Origin of the sequence: Mycobacterium neglectum, from assembly GCF_002591975.1 — a bacterium.
GTDB lineage: Bacteria > Actinomycetota > Actinomycetes > Mycobacteriales > Mycobacteriaceae > Mycobacterium > Mycobacterium neglectum.
In genome coordinates, this window is sequence record NZ_NVQE01000004.1 from 16,878 (window position 1) to 32,732 (window position 15,855).

Annotated in this window: 10 protein-coding genes; 4 read left to right on the forward strand and 6 right to left on the reverse strand. The window is 65.9% G+C overall.

Annotation, left to right across the window (positions count from 1 at the left end):
* Positions 1-8: 8 nt before the first annotated feature.
* From CSQ99_RS04635 to CSQ99_RS04650, 4 genes are all read right to left on the reverse strand, one after another.
* Positions 9-2,387, reverse strand: coding sequence for an arylsulfatase (locus tag CSQ99_RS04635; protein WP_099037890.1), 2,379 nt, complete (start codon positions 2,385-2,387; stop codon positions 9-11).
* A 116-nt stretch (positions 2,388-2,503) separates the two neighbouring features.
* Positions 2,504-3,223 carry a siderophore-interacting protein gene (locus CSQ99_RS04640; RefSeq protein WP_099037891.1) on the reverse strand — a complete coding sequence of 240 codons (720 nt, stop codon included), beginning with the start codon at positions 3,221-3,223 and terminating at the stop codon, positions 2,504-2,506.
* Between the two features lie 27 nt (positions 3,224-3,250).
* Positions 3,251-4,390, reverse strand: a complete 1,140-nt coding sequence (locus CSQ99_RS04645) for an acyltransferase family protein (protein WP_099037892.1) — start codon at positions 4,388-4,390, stop codon at positions 3,251-3,253.
* Positions 4,387-6,087: a DEAD/DEAH box helicase gene (locus CSQ99_RS04650; protein WP_099037893.1), complete on the reverse strand. Its 1,701-nt coding sequence runs from the start codon at positions 6,085-6,087 to the stop codon at positions 4,387-4,389. Before CSQ99_RS04650 ends, CSQ99_RS04645 begins: the two co-directional genes overlap by 4 nt.
* Before the next feature lie 111 nt (positions 6,088-6,198).
* On the opposite strand from CSQ99_RS04650, the gene CSQ99_RS04655 reads away from it, so the two are divergent.
* From CSQ99_RS04655 to CSQ99_RS04665, 3 genes are all read left to right on the forward strand, one after another.
* Entirely contained in the window at positions 6,199-6,735 is a 537-nt protein-coding gene (locus CSQ99_RS04655) for an LppP/LprE family lipoprotein (RefSeq protein WP_245908713.1), read from the forward strand.
* A 61-nt stretch (positions 6,736-6,796) separates the two neighbouring features.
* On the forward strand, positions 6,797-10,201 hold the full coding sequence (locus tag CSQ99_RS04660) for a TM0106 family RecB-like putative nuclease (RefSeq protein ID WP_099037895.1): 3,405 nt from the start codon (positions 6,797-6,799) through the stop codon (positions 10,199-10,201).
* A gap of 40 nt (positions 10,202-10,241) precedes the next feature.
* Positions 10,242-11,588, forward strand: a complete 1,347-nt coding sequence (locus CSQ99_RS04665) for an FAD-binding oxidoreductase (RefSeq protein WP_176560886.1) — start codon at positions 10,242-10,244, stop codon at positions 11,586-11,588.
* Here CSQ99_RS04665 and CSQ99_RS04670 read toward each other — a convergent pair.
* Both CSQ99_RS04670 and CSQ99_RS04675 read right to left on the reverse strand, forming a co-directional pair.
* Positions 11,585-13,438, reverse strand: a complete 1,854-nt coding sequence (locus CSQ99_RS04670) for an MFS transporter (RefSeq protein WP_099037897.1) — start codon at positions 13,436-13,438, stop codon at positions 11,585-11,587. The genes CSQ99_RS04665 and CSQ99_RS04670 overlap by 4 nt on opposite strands.
* Positions 13,439-13,516: 78 nt before the next feature.
* On the reverse strand, positions 13,517-14,830 hold the full coding sequence (locus CSQ99_RS04675; RefSeq protein WP_099037898.1) for a multidrug effflux MFS transporter: 1,314 nt from the start codon (positions 14,828-14,830) through the stop codon (positions 13,517-13,519).
* 145 nt (positions 14,831-14,975) lie between these two features.
* Here CSQ99_RS04675 and CSQ99_RS04680 point away from each other — a divergent pair, with 145 nt between their 5' ends.
* Entirely contained in the window at positions 14,976-15,728 is a 753-nt protein-coding gene (locus tag CSQ99_RS04680; protein WP_099037899.1) for a hypothetical protein, read from the forward strand.
* The last annotated feature ends 127 nt before the right edge of the window (positions 15,729-15,855 follow it).

Sequence of the window (15,855 nt, forward strand, 5' to 3'; positions counted from 1 at the left end):
TCGGAAAGTTACTGCCGTGCCATCGAGATGTTCATTTTTGCCTCGGCGGAGACCAGGTGACCGTGGCTGTCTTCACCGACGTCGAGCTTCACCCAATCGATGACACCGTTGAACTTGTTGCCGTGCGCCGCGTAGTCCTGCGATGCGGGTGAACCCGTGTCGGAACCCACATCACACGCTTCGTCGGCCGAGAAGGCCAGGGGTTCTGTGCGTTCCACCCTGCCCGTACCGACAGCCCTGCCGTCGTAGTAGAGCGTGACCGTTCCGCCCTTGCCCAGCCCGCCACCGTCGTAGGTGAATTCCATCTGCAGCTGATGCTCACCGCCGGGAATCGGCTCGTCGGCGGTGACGTAGAAGTAGTCGATGCCGAAGAAGTTGTAGCAGTATTTCAATGCGCCCTCGTGCGCGTAGAGGGACCAACCGCCGACACCGCCACCCTGCGTCACAATCACACCGGCGGCACCGGAATCGGGTACCGACACTTTCGCGCTGACCACATGCGAGCGGTTCTTGATGTTGACGACACAGTTCTCCAACAGCCGCATACCGGAGAACAACGTCTGGCTGTTACCGCTGATCAGCTTGGGCCGCCCGGCGATGTCGGCATCGAAGCGTTCCACCGACCGATCGTCGATCGGAACCACATTGTATTTGGTCGCCTCGATCAGCCATAACCGTTGCAGCTCAGCCAATTTCTGCGGGTTCTCGGCCGCGAGGTCATGGGCCTGGGTCCAGTCATCGGGCCCGTAGAGCTCCCATACGTCGTCGTCAAGCGCCGGTTGACCCGTCATCAACCACGGCGTGCGGTGTTTGGTAACCGCAGTCCAACCCTTGTGGTAGATACCCCGGTTCCCGAACATCTCGAAGTACTGCACGACGTGGTTCTCGGGTGCATCGCCGTTACGTAACGTGGACATCATGCTGACGCCCTCCAGCGGCGCCTGCTGGATGCTGTTGACGATTGTCGGCGCGGGGATCTTCGCCGCTTCCAGGATTGTCGGAGCGACATCGATGACGTGGTGGAACTGGTCGCGTGTTTCACCCTTGTCGGCAATACCGTTAGGCCAGTGCACGATGGTGCCGTTTCGGGTGCCACCCCAGTGCGACGCCACCTGTTTGGTCCATTGATACGGCCCGCACAGCGCATGCGCCCAGCCGACGGCGTAGTGGTTGTACGCATTCGGAGTTCCGAAGTCGTCGATCTTGGACATGAGGAACTCGGTGGTCTCGAGTCCTGCCATACCGTTCAGCGTGACCATCTCGTTGAAGCACCCATTCGGTGTGCCCTCGGCCGATGCACCGTTGTCGCCGATGATGTAGTAGATCAGCGTGTTGTCCAGGGCGCCGATATCGTCGATCGCATCGACCAGCCTGCCGATCTCGTGGTCGGTCTGCTCCAGGAAGCCTGCGTAGATCTCCATCTGTCGCGCCAGCACGGGTTTGAGTTCGGTGGGCATGTCATCCCACGCGGGGATCTCGTCGTGGCGCGCGGTCAGTTCGGCGCTGTCGGGGACGACGCCCAGCGCCTTCTGTTGTGGAAGCATCTTCTCCCGCAACACATCCCATCCTTCGTCGAACTTGCCCTTGTACTTATCGGACCATTCCTTGGGTACATGGTGCGGCGCATGGGTGGCGCCGGGCGCGAAGTACATGAAGAACGGTTTGTCGGGTGCCAGGGCCTGCTGCTGGCGGACCCACGTGATCGCCCGGTCGGCCAGGTCCTCGGTGAGCGTGTAGCCCTCCTCGGGCGTCTTCTCCGGTTCGACGGGCGTTGTGCCCTCGAAGAGGCCCGGATAGTACTGGTTGGCCTCGCCGCCGATGAAGCCGTAGAAATGCTCGAAGCCGGAACCGGTGGGCCACTGCCCGAAAGGTCCGACCGGCGACACCTCCCACACCGGGACTTCATGGCACTTCCCGAACTGGCTCGTCGAGTATCCGTTGAGCCGAAGGGTTTCGGCGATCGGCGCCTTGTCCTTGGGCCGAATGCTGTTGTAACCGGGCGCGGAGGTGGCGATCTCGGTGATACCGCCCATCCCTACCGAGTGGTGGTTGCGTCCGGTCAACAAAGCCTGACGGGTCGGCGAGCACAAGGCTGTGGTGTGAAATCGGTTCATTTTCAATCCATTGGCCGCCAGCCGCTCGGCCACGGGAGTGTTGCACGGCCCGCCGAACGCCGATGACGCGCCGAAACCCACGTCGTCGATCAGGACGATCAGCACATTCGGCGCGCCGTCGGGCGGACGCAACCTCGCGATCGGTGGATACGTGGTGTCGGGATCTTTGGCGTCATATGTCGTCAGCCCGACGTGCGCAACGTCGGGAATCGGCAGGATGTCGCGTCGGACCGCCGACGATTCCGGCTGACCATTGTTCGACGAACTGGGCATAGACGTCCTCTCGGCGATCCGGACCACGATTCTCGAGCCCGAGACGGCCAGACTATGCGGCGTTGTCTGTCGTTGCGGGCTTTTAATGCGTGCGCCAGAAGCCCTTCACCGGTTGGTCAGGCCACCCAATACGCCTGCGCCTTGATGGATTTGCGGGGAATGCCGTAGTCCTCGCGCAACACCTTGGCCACTGCGCGGGTGGTGCGGTTGTCGCACGCCACCCAGCCGAAGTGGTCGGAGGCGTCGAACACCGAGGAGCCGATGGCCTGTACCAGGGCCTCACCGTTGTTCTTGCGGTCCACCCACTCCACGTCGGCCGCCCGCCCGCGCACCGGCAGTTGCTTGTCCTCCTCGTGGGTTGCCTCCAGAAACACCCACGAGGGGGTGTCGCCGATCGCGTCCAACAGCGAGTTGATCGCGGGCAGCGAGGCGGTGTCGCCGACAATGATGTATCCCGCGGGCTGCGGTTCGGGCAGTCCGAAGTTGCTACCCAGCACCGTCACGTCCACCGTGTCCCCCGGCTCCGCGTTCTTCGCCCAGTTGGCCGCAACGCCGTCGTGCAACGCGAACTCGATGTCCACCGTGCCCGCCGTGGGATCGGGGTCGACGAGCGTGTAGCCGCGTTGATGCATTTTGTCCCCGTCGGCGAACCACATCCGGATCCACATCGTCGGATGCGATGCCTGGTCGTTCAGCATCCCGCCGGCGTGAAAACCCAGCCGCAGGTAGTGCGGGCTGAGCTCGCGTCGCGACGTCACGGTCAGCGTGTAGTCACCGGCTCTGAGCAGCTTGAGCACCGCACCCGGGAATCCACGCGAAGGCTTCGTTTCCGACATGCTAGTTAGGGTAACCTAACTAGCTCCTCAGGTGGTGCGCACGCGGGTGAAGCGGTGCAACAGCCAGGCCAGCGGCACCGTCACCGCGAACGTGACGAAGAACAGCATCCACATCGAGCCGGTGTAGATCGGGTACCGGACGACCTCGACCATCACCAGTTCCATCGTCAGCAGATGGATCAGGAAGATCTCGTAGGAGATCTCGCCGAGGAAGACCATGGGCCGCGAACCCAGAAACCTCGCGTACAGACCGCGGTCACCCAACGCGAGCGGCGCCACCATCAGCGTGGAGATCACCGCATAGAAGCCCGCCTTCACCAGCGCTTCGCGCAGCTCCGCCGGCGACGTGGTGGGCTCACCTGCAATCGGCGTGGACACGATGAAATAGCAGATGGCCGCGAGCGGAATGCACGCGAGCGCATATGCCCGCACCCCCAGTGGCTGCAGGGCCGCGAGGACCATCCCGCCGATGAACCACAGGAGATACGTCGGCAGCCACAGCCGCGCCGCGTCGGGCAGGAAGTCGGTGGTGTGCACCAGGATCAGCCACGCCGGGGTGAGCAGACCCAACCCGCCGAGGCCCGCCAACAACAGCCCCGGCCGCCACCTGCGCCGGCACAGCACCACGAGTAGCAGGTAGGCCAGCAGCGGCAGCACAATGTAGAAGGCGACCTCGACCGCCAGACTCCACATCTGCGTAAGCCCTTGGTGCAGGAAGGAATACAGATAGTTGTCGGTATATATCTGGGTCAGCGTGAGGTTGCGGAACAGGCCTTCCCAGGTGTGGCCGGGATTGGGCCCGGCAGTGCGGAAGTGGTACAGCAGATACGCCGCCAGCACCGTGACGACGTATGCGGGCATGATCCGTCGTACCCGGTGCCAGGCGTAGCGGCGCACCGACGGCGGCGCACCGGCGGTTGCGGAAGCCTTCACCCACGGGGCGAAAAGCAGGAACCCGGAGAGCACGAAGAAGATCGGCACGCCGATCTCCGCGCGCGAGTACACCAATCCCTCGTAACCGTGCGTGTACTTGCCGGTGGTGTACGCGGCGTGGGTGAGCATGACCAGCAGCGCCGCGACGGCCCGGATTCCGGTGAGCGATGCGACCCGCTCCGCCTTACCGACGGATTCCAGACCGCCCTGGGCGACTCTGTTGGACAGGGTCATTTGGACTTGTGGCCGGATTTCCCGCCTTTTCGTGGCGGACGATCCGGTTGCAGATTGATCAGCACGCCCTGAATGCGCGTGCGCTCAAGGGCTTTCATGGTGTCTTGGGACAAGTTGGACGGCAGCTCCACCAGCGAGTGGTCGGGCCGGATCGAGATGTGTCCGAAATCGCTTCGGTTCAGGCCGCCCTCGTTCGCGATGGCGCCGACGATCGCACCCGGCATCACCTTGTGCCGCTTACCCACCGCGATGCGATAGGTAGCGAAGTCGCCGCGCCGTTCGCGCGACCGCTTGGGTCCGGGTCCGCGGTCGTCGCGACCGGGCCGGGTGTCGCGTTCGCGGCGCTTCTCCGGCGGCGGTTCCGACATCAGGAACTGCTCGCCGTCGCGGGACTGCGCCGCCAGCGCGGCGGCGATGTCCACCATCGGGACGTCGTTCTCGCGCTCGTAGTCCTCGATCATCCGCCGGAACATTTCGAAGCCGGGCGCGCCGAGAGCGTCGGTGATCGAGTCGGAGAACTTCGCCACCCGCTGCGCGTTGACGTGGTCGACGGTGGGCAGTTCGGCTTCGGTGAGTTGTTGGCGGGTCGCCTTTTCGATGGATTTGAGCATGTGCCGCTCGCGTGGCGACACGAACAGCAGAGCCTGTCCGGAGCGACCGGCCCGACCGGTGCGCCCGATGCGATGGACGTAGGACTCGGTGTCGTGCGGGATGTCGTAGTTCAGCACATGGCTGATGCGCTCGACATCCAGTCCACGGGCCGCGACGTCCGTGGCCACCAAGATGTCGATGGTGCCGTCCTTCAGCGCCGCGATGGTGCGCTCGCGTTGGGCCTGAGCGATGTCGCCGTTGATCGCCGCAGCGGCGAAACCGCGGGCCCGCAGTTTCTCAGCGACCTCCTCGGTGGCCTGCTTGGTGCGAACGAAGACGATCATCGCCTCGAACGGCTCTACTTCGAGGAGTCTGGTGAGGGCGTCCATCTTGCGTGGACCGGCGACCTGGATATAGCGCTGCGTGATGTTCTCTGCGGTGGCGGTTTTCGACTTGACCGACACCTCGACGGCGTCGTGCAGATACTTCTTGGTGATTTTACGAATGCCGGGCGGCATCGTGGCGGAGAACAACGCCACCTGCTTGTACTCGGGGGTGTCGGCAAGGATGCGTTCGACGTCCTCGGCGAAGCCCATCTGGAGCATCTCGTCGGCCTCGTCGAGCACCAGATAGTCGAGGTGGGTGAGATCGAGCGTGCCCTTCTCCAGGTGGTCGATCACCCTGCCCGGCGTGCCGACCACCACCTGGGCGCCGCGCCGCAGCCCGGCCAGCTGCGGACCGTAGGACGAGCCGCCGTAGATCGGCAACACGTTGATCTGAGGCAGATGCGCGCCGTAGCGGCTGAACGCCTCCGCGACCTGCAACGCCAGCTCCCGAGTGGGCGCCAGCACCAGCGCCTGCGTGGACTTATTGGCGGGATCGATCTTCGACAGAATCGGGATGGCAAATGCCGCGGTCTTGCCGGTCCCGGTCTGAGCCAGCCCGACGACGTCGGAGCCGGCCATCATCGGCGGGATGGTGGCGGCCTGGATCGCCGATGGCGACTCGTACCCGACGTCGCCGATCGCCCGCAGCACCGATGGGTGTATCTGCAGGTCGTCGAAGGTCAGTTCTGCCCGGTTCGCGTCCGGGTCGGAGGACGTCATCAGACGATGAGTCTAGTGCCCGTCAGCTGCCCGACCCGCCGCGCGGCCTGCCCAATCGTCGTCGCCGCTTTCGGTACGGTGCCCAACGTGAAGTCGGCGGTCGTGATTTGCATGGTGACGGTCGCGGTGGCATCCGCGATTGCCGGCTGCGGATCGAGCGACTCCACCGCCTCCAAGACTCCCGGACCATTGGCGCCCAACGTCAGCACAGCGCCCCCGGCGAGCGCGCCTGCCCCCTCGGGCCCGGTGTCGGCCCCGGTGCCCGAAGCCGATCCGTGCGACGTCAACCTTGCCGCACCCGAGATCGCCGCCGCGGTGTCGGAGTTGCCGCGTGACCCGCGAAGCAATCAGGGATGGAGTCCCGCGCCGCTGGCAGGCAATTACAACGAGTGCGCTCAGCTGTCCGTGGTGATTGTGGAGGCCAATACCAATTCGGAGAACCCGAACACCCGCGCTGTGATGTTCCATCTCGGCAAGTTCATCCCGACCGGAGTGCCGGACGCATACGGCTTCAACGGCATCGATGACGCGGCGACCACCGGAGACACCGTCGCACTGCGGTACTCCAACGGTGTCTCCGGACTCGACAGCGTGGTCAGGTTCCGCTGGAACGGCAACGGCGTCGAGCTGATCGGCAACACGGGATAGTGCGTATCGCGCTAGAGGTCGCTAGAGGTCAGGTGTCGTCGCGCTCACCTACAGTGGCACCGTGTTCGTCTCCGGCGGCAGCGTCATATACAGCGCATCCGATCTGGCGGCGGCCGCCCGCTGTGAGTACGCGCTCCTGCGCGCATTCGACGCCAAACTCGGCAGGGGCGCAGCGGTCTCCGTCGAAGACGAACTGCTTGCCCGCACCGCCAAGCTCGGCGGCGAGCACGAACAACGCCACCTCGACGAGCTGCGCGAACTCTCCGAAGAGAACGTCGCGATCATCGGCCGCCCCGAATACACCGTCGACGGGCTGACCGCAGCGGCCGAGGCGACCATGCACGCCGTGCAACGCCGGGCGCCGGTGATCTATCAGGCCGCGATGTTCGACGGCCGCTTCGCCGGTTTCGCCGACTTCCTGGTGCTGGACTCCGACCAGTACCTCCTGCGGGACACCAAACTCGCGCGTTCGGTCAAAGTCGAGGCCCTGCTGCAGCTCGCGGCCTACGCCGACACCCTGTCCCGCGCCGGCGTGCCGGTGGCAGCTGAGGTGGAGTTGGTGCTCGGCGACGGCGCGACGGTGAGATACCGCGTCGACGAACTGCTTCCGGTCTATCTGAGTAGGCGTGCCGGCCTGCAACGGCTGCTCGACGACCACCTTGCCGGCGGTTCGGCGGTCACGTGGGAGGACGAGGAAGTGCGAGCATGCTTCCGCTGTCCGGAGTGCGAGATCGAAGTCCGCGCCCATGACGATCTGCTGCTCGTCGCGGGGATGCGGGTGAGCCAGCGGGCCCGCCTGATCGACGCAGGCATCACCACCGTCGCCGAACTCGCCGCGCATGCCGGGCCCGTGCCCGAACTGAGTGGGCGCACCGTGACCGCGCTCACCGCCCAGGCACGTCTGCAAATCTCCCCGAGGGTGGACGGCAAGCCGCCGTACGAGGTGGTCAACGCGCAGCCACTGATGGTGCTGCCCGACGCGAACAAGGGTGATCTGTTCTTCGACTTCGAGGGCGACCCGCTGTGGACCGTCGACGGTCGCGAATGGGGTCTGGAATACCTCTGGGGCGTCCTCACCACGAAAGACGAATTCCACCCGTTCTGGGCCCATGACCGCGCCAGTGAACGCAAAGCGCTCGTCGAATTCCTGGCCATGGTCCGCAAGCGGCTCAAGCGCTACCCGGGCATGCACATCTATCACTACGCGGCCTACGAGAAGAGCACGCTGCTCCGGCTCGCAGGTCGATATGGCGTCGGCGAGAACGACATTGACGACCTGTTGCGCAACGGCATCCTGGTCGACCTGTACCCCTTGGTACGCAAGAGCATTCGAGTCGGCACCGAGAACTACAGCATCAAATCGCTCGAGCCGCTCTACATGGGCAACGAATTGCGCAGCGGCGAGGTGACCACCGCAACCGATTCCATCACTCAGTACGCGCGCTATTGCGCCTTGCGCGACGAAGGACGTACGGACGAAGCGGCGGGCGTGCTCAAGGAGATCGAGGACTACAACGTCTACGACTGCCGGTCGACCCGCCGCCTGCGCGACTGGATGATGGCTCGCGCCATTGAATCCGGCGTTCCGCCGCGCGGCCCGCAACCGGTGCGCGACGACAGCGACGGCGCGGTGATCGAACTCGGCGACGACCTCGAACGCACGCTGCTGAAGTTCGCGGGTGACGGCGTCGAAAAGCGAACCGCCGAGCAGACAGCTGTGGCGATGGTCGCTGCCGCCAGGGGTTTTCACCGGCGCGAGCACAAGCCGTTCTGGTGGAGCCACTTCGACCGCGTCAACAATCCCGTCGACGAATGGGCCGACAACAGCGACGTCTTCATCGCCGAGAAGGCCGTCATCGTCAACGACTGGCACCAACCACCCAAGGCGCGAAAGCCCCAGCGGCACGTGCGACTGATCGGCAGCGTCGCGAACGGCGGAGTGGCCAACACCATGTACGCGCTGTACGACCCGCCCGCACCCGTCGGCCTGGCCGTGGATGCCGATCGTCGCGGCTTCGGTTCAGTCGCGGTCGTCGACTGCGACAACGCCGAGGCGCCCACCGAGGTCGTCATCCTCGAACGCCAACCCAAGGACGGAGACATCTTCGACCAGCTGCCGTTCGCACTGACACCGGGATCGCCGATACCCGCCAGGCCGCTGCAGGCCTCGATCGAACAGACCGCGGCCTATGTGGCCGCCGGCCTTCCCAACCTGCCGTGCGACGCGGTGACCGACATCCTGTTGCGTCGCGCCCCGCGCACGACCAGCGGCGGCGGCCTCCCGCGCGGCGAGGACATCGCAGACGACATCGCCTACGCATTGCAGGATCTCGATTCGAGCTACCTCGCGGTGCACGGCCCGCCGGGCACCGGCAAGACGTTCACTTCCGCCAAGGTGATCGCCCGACTCGTCAACGAGCACGCGTGGCGCATCGGTGTGGTGGCCCAGTCACACGCCGTGGTGGAGAACCTGCTCGGCTGCGTGATCGAAGCGGGAGTTCCCGCGGATCGGGTTGGCAAGAAGAAGAGCGCGGGAGCGCCGTGGCGCGAGGTCGACGAAAAGGACTACGCCGGCTTCATCGCCAATTCCGAAGGCTGCGTAATCGGGGGCACTGCTTGGGATTTCGCAAACAGCGGACGCGTTCCGCGGCACGCGCTCGATCTGCTCGTCGTCGAGGAAGCGGGCCAGTACAGCCTCGCCAACACCATCGCGGTCGCGCCGTCGGCGCGCAACCTGTTGTTGCTTGGCGACCCGCAACAACTGCCGCAGGTCAGCCAGGGCACCCATCCCGAACCCGTGGACTGCTCGGCCCTTGCCTGGCTCATCGACGGAAAGCACACGCTGCCAGCCGAACTGGGCTACTTCCTCGATCGGTCCTATCGTATGCACCCGACCGTGTGTGCGGCGGTGTCGGCGCTGTCCTACGACGGCAGACTGCATTCGCATGGCACGGTGACCGCGGCGCGCAGTCTCGATGGGCAGCGGCCCGGAGTGCGTGTGCTCACCGTCGAGCACAACGGCAACTCCACCGACAGTCCCGAGGAGGCCGACGCGATTCTCGCCGAGGTCCGCGGCCTGCTCGGCACCGCATGGACCGACGAGCACGGCACGGTACCGCTGGCCCAGGAGCACGTGTTGGTCGTGACGCCGTACAACGCTCAAGTCGTGACGTTGCGGCAGCGCTTTGACGATGCGGGTCTGACCGAAGTCGAGGTGGGCACCGTCGACAAGTTCCAGGGCAGGCAGGCGCCGGTGGTGTTCGTGTCGATGACGGCATCGTCGGCCGACGACGTTCCTCGCGGAATCGCGTTCCTGCTCAACCGGAATCGACTCAACGTCGCGGTAAGTCGGGCCAAATACCTCAGCGTCATCGTGCAGTCGCCGTTGCTGACCGAATACCTGCCCGGGACGCCGGACCGCCTCGTCGAGCTGGGTGCGTTCCTTTCGCTGGGCGGCGTCGGCTGAGCCGACGATCAGCCACCTGTGATAGACCCACTTAGTGAGCTTGACCGAGCGGCTGGCGGAAATCGTCGGGTCCGGCTATGTCAGCGCCGACCCCGACGTGCTCGCCGGTCGCAGCGTGGACCACACCGGGCGATACCGCGGACAGGCCGGCCTGCTCGTCCGGCCGGGCTCGGCTGACGAAGTCGCGGCGGTGCTGCGCGGGTGTCGCGATGCCGGCGTATACGTCACCGTCCAAGGCGGACGAACCTCGCTGGTGGCCGGGACGGTCCCCGAGCACGACGACGTGTTGTTGTCCACCGAGCGGCTGCGTGACGTCGGCGAGGTCGACGTCGCCGAACGGCGAATCCGCGTTGGCGCCGGCGTCCCGCTGGCAGAGGTGCAACGGGCGGCGTCGGCGGCGGGGCTGGTGTTCGGGGTCGATCTGGCCGCGCGCGATTCCGCGACTGTCGGTGGGATGGCATCGACGAATGCCGGCGGGTTGCGCACGGTCCGCTACGGCAACATGGGCGAGCAGGTCATCGGCCTGGACGTCGCGCTGCCGGACGGCACGGTGGTGCGCCGCCACAGCCAGGTGCGCATGGACAACACCGGCTACGACCTGGCCTCGCTGTTCATCGGCGCCGAGGGCACGCTCGGCGTCATCACCGGCCTGGACCTGAGACTGCATCCCGCGCCGAGACACCGTGTGACGGCGATCAGCGGGTTCGCCGACCTGGATGCGGCCATCGCGGCGGGTCGTGTGTTCCGCGAGATGGACGGGATCGCGGCGCTCGAGTTGATCGACGCACGCGCGAGCGCGCTGACCGCCGAGCACGCCGGTGTGTCCGCGCCCGTCGACGGCGCCTGGCTGCTGCTGGTCGAATTGGCCGGCGACATCGATCAGACCGAGCGCCTTGCCGAAGCGCTCGAAGACGCGCAGTTGGCCGGCGAACCCGCGGTGGGCGTCGATGCGACTGCACAGCAGCGGCTTTGGCAGGTGCGCGAGGCCGTAGCCGAGGTGCTCGGAGTGCACGGGCCGCCGTTGAAATTCGATGTCTCGCTGCCTCTTGCAGCGATCCCCGCGTTCGCGAGCCAAGCCGTCGAGCTGGTCTCCGAGCACGCCCCGGACGCGATTCCGGTGTTGTTCGGCCACATCGGCGAGGGGAATCTCCACCTCAATCTGGTGCGGTGCGTGCTGGACGCCGATTCCGAACACGACCTATACGCGGCGATGATGGCGCTGATCGCACACCTGGGCGGCAACGTCAGCTCCGAGCACGGCGTCGGCACCCGAAAACGTGACTACGTGTCAATGTCGCGCAGCGAGTCCGACATCGCGGCAATGCGGGCGGTCAAAGCGGCATTCGACCCCACCGGCTATCTCAACCCCGCGGTGCTCTTCGGCTAGTCGCGCCAGGGCGTCGCATGCCTGCCGTGACCCGAACTGTCGTCGGGATCCTCGCGGGCATGCCCGCTGGTGGACTCGAACCAGAGCGGCCGCGGGTCCGGTTCCTCGTCGCGCATCCCGTGCCGTGACGGCCGCTCGTGACCGCCCCCGGCGTGGCGGCGCCCGGGCTGGAACCGCTGCTCGTCGTCGACATGGAAACCGTTGTGCGCAAAGCTGATCGGCTCGGTGACCGTTTCAGTGTCGCGTCGACTCGCCTGCCGCGGTTCGGGGTCATCCCACGACACCGTGTATTCGACGTACTCGTCATGGTCGACGGCGAAAACCTCGTCGTCGCCGCATTCCATGGTGCGGCCGCGGTTGGCGTCGTCGAACCCGCGATCGTCGAAAACCGTCGACCGCGGGTTGCCGAAACCGAGGAAGAACAGTGCCGCACCGACACCGAACAGCGCGATGAACGCCGGCAGCAGCAGGGTCTGTGACATCGCCGCGGAGAACGGTTCCTGGAGGAACGCGGGCAGCAGGTCCGCTGCCCCGCCACCCTGAGATGAGTCTGCCGCCGTCACTCCGACTTCATCGCTGATGCGCCACGTCATGAAGGCCGCCACGCCCGCACTGCCCAGCACGGACCCGACCTGACGGGTGGTGTTGTAGACGCCCGAGCCCGCACCCGCCAGCTGCGGCGGCAGATTGCGGGTGGCGGTCGCCGCCAGCGGTGACCAGATGAATGCCATTCCGACGCCGGTGACCGTCAACGGCAGCACGATCCGCCAGATCGGCGTGACGGACGTCATTTCGATGGACAGCCATGTCAACGAAATCGCCACCAAGGAGAAGCCGAAGCCCACCACCGGACGCGGATGCGACCTGTCGACGATTCTGCCGACGAACGGTGCCAGCACGCCGGACGCGATGGCCATCGGCGCAACCACCAGCGCTGAACGCGTCGGCGAGAGCCCACATACCTCCTGGGCATAGAACATCACCGGCACGATCATCGCCGTCACGACGAAACCGATGGTGGCCACACCGATGTTGGACAGGGAGAAGTCGCGGTCGCGGAAGATGTGCAGCGGGACGAGTGGATCGTTGGGATTGACGTACTGCCAGAACAGGAACGCGGCCATGAAGCCGATGCCGCCGGCGATCGTGCCCCACACCCACGGTGCCCAGTTGTGCGACTGCCCCTCCTGCAGGGCGAACACGATCATGAACATGCCGATCCCGGACAGCGTCATACCGAGCAGATCGAATCGCTGCGTACCGGTGTCCAGTTGCGGGATCAGCCGCAGGGCCAGGCCGACCCCGACGATGCCGACCGGCACGTTGACGAAGAAGATCCACTGCCAGCCCAGTGCGTCGAGCAACAGGCCGCCGGCCAGCGGGCCGACCAGTGTCGCCACGCCTGCCGTCGCACCCCACAGGCTCATCGCCACACCACGGCGGTCGGCGGGGAAGATGCGGGTGATCGTGGACAGCGTTTGCGGTGTAAGCAGCGCCGCCCCGAGACCCTGCACGACACGGGCGACGATCAGCATGCCGATGCTGTCGGCCAGCCCACACCACAGCGATGCGACGGTGAACAGCGTGAGCCCCGCCAGATAGAGGTTCTTCGGCCCGAATCTGTCGCCAAGGCGGCCCGCCACGAGCAGTGGGACCGCGTAGGCGAGCAGGTAGGCGCTCGTCACCCAGATGACCGAGTCGTAGCTGGCGCCGAGCGCGGCCATGATCGACGGGTTCGCCACCGACACGATGGTCGCGTCGACCAGGATCATGAAGAAGCCGACCAACATCGCCCACAAGGCGTGCCACGGGTTTGCCGTGGCACTGCGGGGGGTCAGGGTCTGAACCATCACATCGACTTACTCAATTCAGCCGACGCTACGGATGGTGGCTGATCCCGACAAGTCAGGATCGTGCCAGTACAGACCTCAGGCCGGCTCGGGGACGGTGTCGCCGATGACGCCGTCGGGTGCATTGTCCTTGGACTCAGGCACCGGCGTGCCGGTCGCCCGGGCCCCGAAGCGGAGCGCAAGGGCCAATGCGAACAACGCGATCACCATACCGACCGTCATCACCAGCGCGAGCGCGACCGCGTCGTTGCCGAGCACTCCGACGAGCGGCGCGATGGCCGCGCCAAGACCGAACTGAGCCGCTCCGAGCACGGCCGCCGCGGTGCCGGCGGCTTCTGGATGACGGGACAGTGCGACCGCAGGAGCGTTGGGGATGACCAGACCCATCGCGCCGAGGATCGCCCACACCGGTACGACGAATCCGAGCAGCCCCCCGATGTGGGCGAGCGAAAGACCCACGAAGATGACGCCCGCGGTCGATGCTGCGGCCAGCGCCCACAGTGCGATGGTCTGCGGTGCAAACCGGCGCAAGAGCACGACGTTGAACTGTGTCGCGCCGATCAGCGCGACGGCACCGGCACCGAACACCAGCGCGAAGGACTGCTGATCCAGGCCGAACCGGTCCTGCAGCACGAAAGCCGCACCCGAGATGTAGGCGAACAGTCCGGACATACCGAGCGCGGCGACGAGGACGAGCACGACGAAGCGACCGTCGCGCAGCACCTCGACATAGGTGGCCGCAATGCTGCGCACCTTCAACGGTCGTCGATGCGACACCGCCAGCGTCTCCGGCAGCGCCATCGCGGCGAGCAAGAGCAGCGCCCCGGCGATCAACACCAGCACCGCGAACACCCAATGCCAGGACGCCTTCAACAGGACTGCGGCGCCAAGTGACGGGGCGAGGACCGGGGCGACGCCGAGAACGAGCATCAAGCGGGATATGACGGTCGCGGCGGCCGACTCCGCAAACAGATCGCCCACGACGGCGAAGGCCACGACCATCGCGGCCGCCGCGCCCATCCCCTGCAGGCCGCGGGCCAGGCCGAGCAGTGCGATGTTCGGCGCGAACAGACATAGCATCGACGCCACGATGTGCAGCACGATGCCCGCCATGAGAGGCCGTCGCCGGCCAAGTGAGTCCGACAGCGGGCCGACGATCAGCTGGCCCAGCCCCAGACCGGCCAGGGTCCCGGTGAGCGTGAGCTGCACGACTGACGACGACACCCCGTAGTCGTCGGCGATGTTCGGCAGTGCAGGCAGATACATGTCGATGGTCAACGGGCCAAGGGCGACCATGACACCGAGAAGCAGGATCAGCCGCGTACGGCTAGGCACCCGACGCTCGCGGGTCGGTTCTGCGCGCGCGAGATCCACGGAAGGTGATGTTGCCATGAAAGTGGTTAGCGTCGCTTCCCAATATTTTCTTCCCGGAATTTCAGACAGTGAGCGCCGTCACGTTGGGGCACGCGCCGCCGGTAGTTGTGCGTTCACATAGGGCTAGCCTGAAAGGCCAGCCGTTCGCACAGGGAGGCCGCACATGAGTGCCAGGTCAAGCGCCAAGAACCAGCTGCCGGCGACCAGAGATGGCGCCGACGAGAATCCGAGTGCTGCGGCGAAGGTGCTCTCGGCGATCATCGAACGCAGCGCACGGGTCCAGGCACCCGCCGTCAAGGCTTACGTCGACCGTCTGCGCCAGCAGAGCCCGAACGCGACACCTGCCGAGATCGTCACCCGGCTCGAGAAGCACTACCTCGCCGCGGTGATGGCCAGCGGTGCAGCCGTTGGCTCGGCGGCTGCCTTCCCCGGGATCGGGACGCTGGCCGCAATGTCGGCCGTCGCGGGCGAGACGGTGGTCTTCCTCGAGGCGACGTCCATCTATGTGCTTGCCGTCGCCGAGGTGTTCGGCATTCCCGCCGATCATCGGGAGCGTCGACGGACTCTGGTGCTGGCGGTCCTCGTCGGTGAGGACAGCAAGCACGCGGTGGCCGACCTGCTCGGCCCCGGCCGTACGAGCGGCTCGTGGCTCGCCGACGGCGCGGCGACGTTGCCGTTGCCCGCGGTGTCACAACTGAACTCACGTCTGCTGAAGTACTTCGTCAAGCGCTACACGCTCAAGCGTGGGGCGATCGCTTTCGGTAAGTTGCTGCCCGTCGGCATCGGGGCCGTCGTCGGTGGCGTAGGCAATCGGGTGATGGGCAAGCGCATCGTGGCCAACGCGCGCAAGGCGTTCGGCGATCCGCCGCCGCGCTGGCCCGCAGCGATTCACGTCCTGCCCCCGCCGCGCACCTAACCGCTGCCGCCTTCGCAGCAGACCACAACGACCATAAGGGCGTTGTCATGGTCTGGCTGTTGGGAGAGGGATAGCCTTTAGGCGGCAGATAGCGGGGTACCCGCTGAATGCAGGAGACTATGAGCGG